This window comes from Mesorhizobium sp. M0768 (genome assembly GCF_040320195.1).
Taxonomy (GTDB): domain Bacteria; phylum Pseudomonadota; class Alphaproteobacteria; order Rhizobiales; family Rhizobiaceae; genus Mesorhizobium.
The window spans coordinates 1-1053 of the sequence record NZ_JAMYPD010000099.1 but is presented as its reverse complement, the minus strand read 5'-3'; the positions used below and the strand labels follow the sequence as shown (position 1 = coordinate 1053).

General features: G+C 60.7%; 1 protein-coding gene. It reads right to left on the bottom strand.

Annotation, left to right across the window (positions count from 1 at the left end; translation table 11 throughout):
* Positions 1-10 precede the first annotated feature (10 nt).
* Positions 11-959 (bottom strand): IS630 family transposase gene (locus tag NKI08_RS34470; RefSeq protein WP_352473167.1). Its coding sequence is split into 2 segments (ribosomal slippage): positions 11-622 and positions 624-959, totalling 948 coding nucleotides; the frame shifts between segments, so codons are not numbered across the junction.
* Positions 960-1053: the final 94 nt, after the last annotated feature.

Below are 1053 nucleotides of genomic sequence, written 5' to 3'. Positions count from 1 at the left end.
CTAGAGCCTTTCACGTTTTGATGGAAGCGTAGCCGGCGTTTGCGAAGTAGTTGTTGCATTCGGTTGCCTCGATCGTTTCAACGAGGTGACCGATGTGGCGCCAAGTGTCCTCGACGGTACGTTTCTGAGCTTGGCGCATCCAGTGTTTGATTTTGGCAAAGGCCTGCTCGATCGGATTGAGGTCTGGGGAGTAGGGCGGTAGGTACCAAAGCCTGGCGCCGGCCGCCTTGATCATCTGCCTGATGGCCGCCGACTTATGACTTCCCAGATTATCCATGACGACGATGTCGCCGGGTTTCAGCACGGTGATGAGCTGCTGCTCGACGTAAGCACGGAAACATTGGCCGTTAATTGGTCCGTCGAAGACGCAAGGTGCCGCGAGCCGATCGCAGCGCAGTGCGCCGAGGAAGGTCAGCGTGCGCCAGTGGCCGTGCGGAGCCAAGCCGCGCAACCGCTTGCCCCTCGGCCCCCAACCGCGCAGCGGAGCCATGTTGGTCTTGATCCAGGTCTCATCGATGAAGACCAGATGCTGCGGATCGAGGCCGGCCTGCCAAGAGCGCCATCGCTGACGCCTGCGGGCAATATCAGCGCGCGCCTGCTCAAGGGCGAACAGCGTTTTTTTTGAAGCTCAGGCCCTCGCGCCTCAAGAACATCCAGACCGCGTTGTGCGAGACCTTGACCCCGCGTGCGGCCAACTCATCCTTCAGACCATGCAGTGTCAGATGCGGCGTCTCACGCACACGCGCCTCGATGAAGGCACGGTGCGGCTCCAGCACCCTCTTGCGATGTCCGCCCATCTTGCCAGGCGCAACCGAGCCAGTCGCCCGATGGCGCTGCAACAACTTCACCGCCGCCGAAACCGAAATGCCGAACCGTTTCGCGGCCGACCGGCGGCTCTCGCCACCCAAAACCGCCGCTACAACACGTTCGCGAAGATCATCCGAAAGAGGTCGCGTCATCCGATGCTGGCCTCCACTCCAGCCAGCATCTTGAATCACAAAACCGACTGATCCGGAATCCCCTTCGATTCCGTCAAATCAGGAACCGCTCTAG